Source organism: Glaciecola punicea ACAM 611, assembly GCF_000252165.1.
Classification (GTDB): domain Bacteria; phylum Pseudomonadota; class Gammaproteobacteria; order Enterobacterales; family Alteromonadaceae; genus Glaciecola; species Glaciecola punicea.
The window spans coordinates 22640-30211 of record NZ_BAET01000005.1; the positions used below are offsets into that span (position 1 = coordinate 22640).

At 42.9% G+C, this 7572-nt stretch carries 7 protein-coding genes; 6 read left to right on the plus strand and 1 reads right to left on the minus strand.

The window, feature by feature from the left end; genetic code table 11:
* The first annotated feature begins 327 nt into the window (after positions 1–327).
* From GPUN_RS01630 to GPUN_RS01640, 3 genes are read left to right on the plus strand one after another with little or no spacing between them, the layout of a single operon-like run.
* The gene (locus GPUN_RS01630; RefSeq protein WP_006002770.1) at positions 328–1293 is read left to right on the plus strand and encodes an aldo/keto reductase; all 966 of its coding nucleotides are present in this window, start codon (positions 328–330) and stop codon (positions 1291–1293) included.
* A 52-nt stretch (positions 1294–1345) separates the two neighbouring features.
* Positions 1346–2503 carry an iron-containing alcohol dehydrogenase gene (locus GPUN_RS01635; RefSeq protein ID WP_006002772.1) on the plus strand — a complete coding sequence of 386 codons (1158 nt, stop codon included), beginning with the start codon at positions 1346–1348 and terminating at the stop codon, positions 2501–2503.
* Between the two features lie 30 nt (positions 2504–2533).
* Complete coding sequence (locus GPUN_RS01640; protein ID WP_006002774.1) at positions 2534–2977, plus strand: acyl-CoA thioesterase; 444 nt, start codon at positions 2534–2536, stop codon at positions 2975–2977.
* 70 nt (positions 2978–3047) lie between these two features.
* On the opposite strand, the gene folE is transcribed toward GPUN_RS01640, so the two are convergent.
* The gene (folE, locus tag GPUN_RS01645) at positions 3048–3737 is read right to left on the minus strand and encodes a GTP cyclohydrolase I FolE (protein WP_006002776.1); all 690 of its coding nucleotides are present in this window, start codon (positions 3735–3737) and stop codon (positions 3048–3050) included.
* 293 nt (positions 3738–4030) lie between these two features.
* Here folE and folM point away from each other — a divergent pair, with 293 nt between their 5' ends.
* The 3 genes from folM to GPUN_RS01660 all read left to right on the plus strand — a co-directional run.
* Positions 4031–4795, plus strand: a complete 765-nt coding sequence (gene folM / locus GPUN_RS01650) for a dihydromonapterin reductase (RefSeq protein ID WP_006002778.1) — start codon at positions 4031–4033, stop codon at positions 4793–4795.
* Positions 4795–6861, plus strand: a complete 2067-nt coding sequence (locus GPUN_RS01655; protein WP_006002780.1) for a TonB-dependent receptor — start codon at positions 4795–4797, stop codon at positions 6859–6861. Before folM ends, GPUN_RS01655 begins: the two co-directional genes overlap by 1 nt.
* Positions 6836–7572 (plus strand): agmatine deiminase family protein (locus GPUN_RS01660; RefSeq protein ID WP_238528931.1); only part of this gene is annotated, 737 nt, incomplete at its 3' end. The genes GPUN_RS01655 and GPUN_RS01660, both read left to right, overlap by 26 nt.

The following is a 7572-nucleotide window of genomic DNA, read 5'->3' on the forward strand; positions in this document are numbered from 1 at the left end:
ATCTTACGCATGCCACGCTTTAAGAATGTTTTGAGAATATAAAACCCGTCTTGTGACTAGTTGCAAGACACCTGCCGGCAGAGTGTCATATTATCAAGCCGAAAAACGCGCAATCAGTGAACAAACGCTTATATAAAACTGCATTTTATAACTTATATTGTGGCCTACATTACGTGTATGTAAGCCATATATGTTGAGCAAGTTGTATTAAAATCCATGACTGATTAGCCAAAAAAAACTGCTATACTTACGCAAGTTTAACGGTTGTCTTAGCAAGCAGTGAGCTAACGACGAGCACTTCGTAACATTAAAAGAACCTACATTATTATGAAATTACCTATCCATCATTATTATCCTGAAGCAAGTCGCTTAATTCTTGGCTGTATGAACCTTGGCGGCCCTTGGAACACACCTACTATAGAAGGTAAAGACATTGATCAAGCTTTTGATCTGGTCACAAAAGCATTAGATATAGGCATAAATGTCATAGATTTAGCCGATATTTATACCCATGGCAAAGCAGAAAAAACCATGGGTGAGCTGTTCAAAAGAGAACGATCTTTACGCAACCATTTAATTTTACAATCAAAAGTGGGCATAAAACTTACCCCTGCCTTTGATACCTGTCACTACGACTTATCTGGCGATTGGATTACAGAGGCGGTAAACACCAGTATTAAACGCCTACATGACAACACCTTAGACATTTTATTTTTACACCGGCCCGATCCACTGATGCAGTTGGACGAAACCGCAAACGCACTCATGAAACTGCACGAGCAAGGTAAGTTTGAATACCTCGCAGTGTCGAACATGCATGCAGGTCAAATTGCTTTTTTGCAAAGTGCAATTCAAGTGCCGATTGTGGCAAATCAGTTAGAAATGAGCCTAGCGTGCTGCGATTTTGTTGAAGACGCCATTACCGTAAACATGCCTATAAATGCCAACAACGGCTTCCCTCGCGGCACCCTCGAATACTGCCAACAAGCAGGCGTGCAGCTTCAGGCCTGGGGATCGATGGCCCAAGGCTTATTTTCTGGAGAATCAGCCTCAAATAATAAAAATGTTATCGCCACAACCGCCCTTGTCAAAAAATTCGCTCAACAGTACGGCGTAGAACCAAACGCGATCGTACTTGCATGGCTAATGCGCCACCCAGCCAACATTCAACCCGTATTAGGCACCACCAATACAGAGCGCTTGACAAGCGCCCAAAAAGCCTTAACAATTCAACTATCGCGCGAACATTGGTACAGCTTATTAGAATCTATCCGAGGAAAAAAAGTACCCTAACTAGTGAAATAAAAACTAGTGGGGTCAGGTACACTTAGACAAAGGCAATTCTATGGTTAATTTTGAATTTAGCACAACAAAGCGCGTAGTTAGCGAGCTTGGCGCCTTGACTAACTGCGGCCTTTATTGCCAGCAGCTAGACATACACCGCTTACTAATCATAACCGACAAAGGCATTATTCAACATGGGCTGATAGATGATTTACGTTCAAGCCTAGCGGCCACTAACATCACCCATATTATATTTGACGAAGTAGTAGTCGACCCGCCCCAAAGCATAATAGAGAAGGCTGCAAGACTCGCCATAGAAAATGACATAGACGGTATTATTGGTATTGGCGGCGGCAGTTCTTTAGACTGTGCTAAGCTTGTTGCGGTGCTAGTTAAGCAAAAGCAATCACTGCCCACTATGTTCGGCATCAATAACATTGTAAGTTCGCGCTGCCCGCTTATATTAATACCCACTACCGCAGGGACAGGCTCTGAGGTTACGCCAATTTCCATTGTTACCACCGGCGAAACAACAAAGATGGGCGTGGTGTCTGCAGTATTACTACCTGATATCGCTATTTTAGACGCAAATTTAACCTTAGGCTTGCCCCAACATATAAGCGCCTCTACCGGCATAGACGCGATGGTACATGCTATTGAAGCCTACACCAGCAAATTCAAGAAAAATCCCTACTGCGATATGCTCGCTAAACAGGCACTAACGCTTTTATCTGCAAATATTGAAGAAGCCTCGCTACAGGGTGCAAATTTAGTCGCCAGACAAAATATGCTGCTAGGCGCATGCTTAGCGGGCCAAGCTTTTGCAAATGCGCCGGTAGCCGCGGTGCATGCACTTGCCTATCCGCTGGGCGGTCATTTTCATATTTCTCATGGATTGAGTAATGCACTGGTGCTTCCTCACGTACTACGATTTAACGCGCAAGAAGCGAATCATTTATATGCCGAGCTTATACCGCACATTTTCCCTACTAATGCGCTTGGCTATGACGAGTCGCAATCTAGCGAAAGGCTAGCTGATTACTTTTACAACTTAAGCCATACTCTTGAGTTACCTACTACTTTAAGCGCCTGCGGTATAGTTGAAAACGATTTACCGATACTCGCGCAAGATGCAATGCTGCAAACTCGCCTATTAGTCAATAACCCGCGTGATGTAGGATATGAAGACGCGCTTAAAATATACCAACAGGCACTGTAAACGAATATTCTTTTAAGGAGTGTTAATATAATGCCAGAACGCCCGCAAACTTTACTTCTTAGAAGTGACTTTCGCTATTTCTTTACGATAGACACGCGCTGGATGGATAACGATATTTATGGTCATGTAAATAATGTGGTGTATTACAGCTATTTTGACACTATCGTGAATACATATTTGATTGAGCATGCGCATCTTGATATTCACAATGGCAAAACCATTGGCCTGATGGTGAGCTCTACTTGCAACTACCATAACAGCATTGCCTTTCCTGAAAAGATTGTAGGGGCGTTTGCGGTAAGTAAAATAGGCACATCATCGGTTTCTTATAAACTTGCCATATTTAAGCAGGATGAAGAAAAAGTATCTGCCGACGGCAGTATGACGCATGTTTTTGTAGACCGCATAACCAATAAACCGACGCCTATTTCGGGTGACTTGAGGGAGGCTTTGGAAAAAGCAATAAAAGTCTGAGGTGGGAAAGGTAAAGGGGCAGCTGCAAAGTGGACCTGACCCTTTATTTTTTAACCCTTCGCTTCCTTTCTTAAATCTGAAAAAACTCTCTTCTTAAGTCTCGGTCGGTATTAAAAGAACCGCCCAAAGAAGACGTTTTAGTATACGAATTAGTATCGCGCACACCACGTGCCTTAACGCAGTAGTGTGTGGCATTGATACTTACCGCAACATCCTTAGTACCCGTAAGAGCCTGCAGCGCGACCATTACCTGCTGCGTTAAACGCTCTTGCACTTGTGGTCGTTGGGCAAAGAAGCTAACCAAGCGGTTTATCTTACTTAATCCAATAACCGTTTTGTTAGGAATATAGGAAACAGTTGCAGTACCGTCTATTGTCACAAAATGATGCTCGCAAGTACTCGTTAGGCTAATGTCAGTTACTTGTACTGGCTGGTCAATACTCATTTTATTTTCTATTTGTGTAATTTTAGGGAAATTTTTGTAATCCAACCCTGAAAAAATCTCATTCACATACATTTTAGCGATGCGGTTTGGCGTATCTTGAAGGCTATCGTCATTTAGATCCAAGCCAAGCGCCTGCATAATAGCAGTCATACTTTGTTTGATTTTAAGACGTTTTTCTTCAGCTGTTAAACCGTTGTCTACCATTGGTGTTTCAAGCCCAGCAACTAATAACGCATCGCGAACAAGCTCAGCTTGCTCTGACAGCGCTATATTGTGGTTGGCTCCGTGCATTACAATTTTATCGTTTGCTAACATTGTCTATCCAATAAGTTAATTATTTTGTATACGCTAGAATTATAGGCTGGATTACTAATTTACGTATTAATTTTAAAACTGGCGATCCTAGCGAGGTAAATTTCCGTAATTTTCTATACAATCCACTCAAGCATATAGCGATATAATATTTGGTCACCTAAGACCGTTTCAAGTACATGAATAAAATGTAACGTTTATTCTTCGCACTTCTTAAGGTGTTAAGCCAGTACAACGCATAAAAATGTGCTTAATACTATTCCTCAGATACTACATTTACAAGGAAGCTTTACAACATGCCATTATCTAGCATAGCCCCTATTCTTGTCACCGGCGGCTCACAACGATTGGGCTTAGCGATTGCTCAATTCCTTAACTCAGATAAGTTTGCGCCTCGATATATGGATCTTGAGTATCAAGATATTCAGCGGCAAGTTAACCCTAGAGTAATCGTAACATACCGACATAAAAAACCTGCGGTAGAGGCGTTAATCGCCCAAGGCATTGTGGCAATAAAAGCTGACTTCGCGACCGATGCAGGGATATCAGACTTTATAAAAGAGGTAAAAGAACATACACCACAGCTAGGCGGTATTATCCATAATGCCTCAGACTGGGATAAAGAAACGCCCAACGCTGACCTTGCTAAGTTGTTCACGAACATGATGCAAGTGCATGCCAGTGCGCCGTATCAAATAAACCTGGCATGCAAAGGAATGTTAATTGCGGGTGCCGACATTATTCACATGACCGATTTTGTGCAGGACAGAGGCAGCAGTAAGCATATAGCTTATGCTGCTAGTAAAGCTGCCTTACACAATTTAACTTTGTCGTTTGCAAGCTTGCTTGCACCAGGTGTAAAGGTGAATTCAATTGCACCGTCTTTACTCATGTTTAATGAAAACGATGATGAGTCTTACAAACAAAAAGCGCTGTCTAAATCAGTGCTTGGCATTTGTCCTGGCGCACAGGAAGCCGTTAATGCGGTGGCCTTTATTTTCAAAAGTACCTTCCTAACGGGTCAGGTTATTCATCTTAACGGTGGGAGAAATATAAAATAATGCAACAGTCTATAAACAGCAACAAATCAAGCTTTTCCAAGCGCGCATCTTGTTTAGTTTTAAGCAGTCTTTTTGTATATTCATATCAAATAAACGCAGAAGAAAACCAGCCTTTACTTGAAGTCATCAGCATAACCGCAAGCAAAACTGCGCAGGCCATTAATCAAACACCTGACAGTATAAGTGCAGTACTATCCGATGAAGTAGGCTTGATATCCCCTCAGCATATTTCACAAGTGCTTGATTTAGTGCCAGGAACTTGGATAAGCAGAGGCAATGGCCAAGAACACTTAACCGCGATTAGAAGCCCTGTACTAACGGGTGCCGGTAGCTGTGGTGCATTTTTTATGGGAATTGACGGTATCTCTATTCGTGCGTCAGGATTTTGCAACGCCAATCAGCTCTTCGATGTAAACTATGAGCAAGCGGCCGCAATTGACATTTTGCGCTCGCCTGCGAGCACGTTATATGGCAGTAACGCGCTGCACGGCGTTATTAATGTAATTACCGCCGACGCATTTATAAACGATAACAACAGCATTGGCCTGCAGCTTGGCGCATACGACTTTGCTCGCCTTAGCAATAGCTATGGGCAAGTGAATGAAAACACTGCGTGGCGCAGTCTTATTAATATTACCCAGGAAAATGGTTTTCAAGCCCAAAGCGGTTACGACCAGCAAAAGTTAACGCATATCTATCAAACTCAAGGCCCAGTGTGGGACACCAAGAGTGTCTTTGATTATACAAACCTAAACCAAGAAACAGCCGGTTTTATTGAAGGCTTTGAGGCCTATAAAGATTCAACATTGCGCCGCTCAAACCCTAATCCTGAAGCTTACCGTGATGCACGATCCTTCAGAGCTTATACTGCGTTTACCAAAACAAACGAAAATGGCAGCCTTACCCTCACCCCCTATTTACGTTGGAATGAGATGGCTTTTTTACAACATTTTTTACCCTGGAAAGGGCTTGAGGAAAACGACCATACCAGTGCAGGCTTGCAATCGCAGTACCGTTATCGCTGGCAAAATATTGATTGGGTATCGGGCCTTGACATTGATTTAACGAGCGGCAGTTTACGTGAAACCCAAGAAGACGATTTTTCTCCAAGTGTGCCAAAAGGCGTGCACTATGACTACAACATAGACGCCCAACAGTTTAGCGCTTATACGCAAGGCACGTGGCGCCATGAAAATTGGATAGTAAGAGCAGGCGCGCGCGTTGAACGTATGCGTTATGACTACACAAATAATACCGATAGCCCTAGAGCTTGCGCGCCTAACGTTGAAGTGTGCCGGTTTATTCGCCCTGACAGCCAAGATATTTCCTTTAATGCCCTGTCGCCTTCTATTAACGTGCAATATTTACTCAGCGAAAATATTTCTGTTTACGCAAAGTATTCGCAAGGTTTTAGAGCACCTCAAGCCACTGAGCTGTTCAGATTGCAAAACAACCAGCAAATTACCGACATAGACAATGAAAACATGGATGCTTATGAAGCCGGTCTTCGCTATTCAAGCCCCAGCACTAATTTACATATGGCTGGCTTTAATATGCGCAAAAAAGACGTTATTTTTCAAAATTCAGATCGTCAAAATGTGAATGGTGCCATTACTCAACACAATGGTGTAGAGCTTGAGGTAAGACAGCAACTAGGGGAGCAGTGGCAATTTAACGGACATGTTAGCTTCTCACAGCATACCTATGAAAACGAAACCAGCTTGGTTCGCACCAGTATAATCAACAACGACATAGATACCGCGCCGCGGTGGTTATCAAACCTCAATATAAGTTATTCGCCAAATGCCGATATAACCGCGCAGATAAGTTGGCAATATTTAAGTGAATACTACTTAAACCCTGAAAATTCGGCTGAATATGAAGGTCACCAGCTTCTTGATCTAAATATTCGTTATCAATTGGCTAAACAGATTAGTTTAAGTGTGCATGTGCTAAACTTGTTGGATGAAGAATACGCCGAGCGCGCCGACTTTGCCTTTGGTAGCTATCGTTATTTTGTAGGTCAGCCAAGGCGTGCTTTTGTTAACTTGGTATGGTCTTATTAACATGCAAAACTACACCTTACTGCCTGAGTGGGCAAAACAAGAAGCCGTTATTTTAGCATGGCCTCATGCTGGCACCGACTGGGCAGAAAACCTCGTGAATGCCCAGCACACTTATGTTGCACTTATTAACGCAGTAAACCGTGCTAACGCAGTCGTTTTATTACTGTGCCCACAAGATGAAATTGATGCAGCAACTGCCGCTTTAGCAAGCAACAATCAAGTACTCATAGTGCCTAGCGAATATAACGATACATGGGTGAGAGACTATGGCTTTTTAACGGTGAGTGATAATCATAAGAACTACCCCATTAGTTTTACCTTCAACGGCTGGGGCCAGAAATTTGATGCAACCAAAGACAATCAAGTTAATTCTTCACTTGCGAAACTGTGTCAACAGCCGCTAATAGAAAACCCCATTGTGCTTGAAGGCGGCGCATTAGAAATTGATGAAAATCAGCATTTGCTGAGCACCGCCTCATGTTTGTATAACCCCAAACGAAATGCCTACATGACAGGCGATGAATATCATACACTGTTCATTGAATGTTTAGGCGCAAAAAAAGTCACCATATTTAACCACGGCCACTTAGAAGGCGACGACACCGACGGCCATATAGATACGCTAGTACGTTTTACACCGCTAAAGGGTATAGTATTGCAGGGCGCCGATAATCGCCCGCACGATCCGCATTTTGCAGAGCTATTCAAACT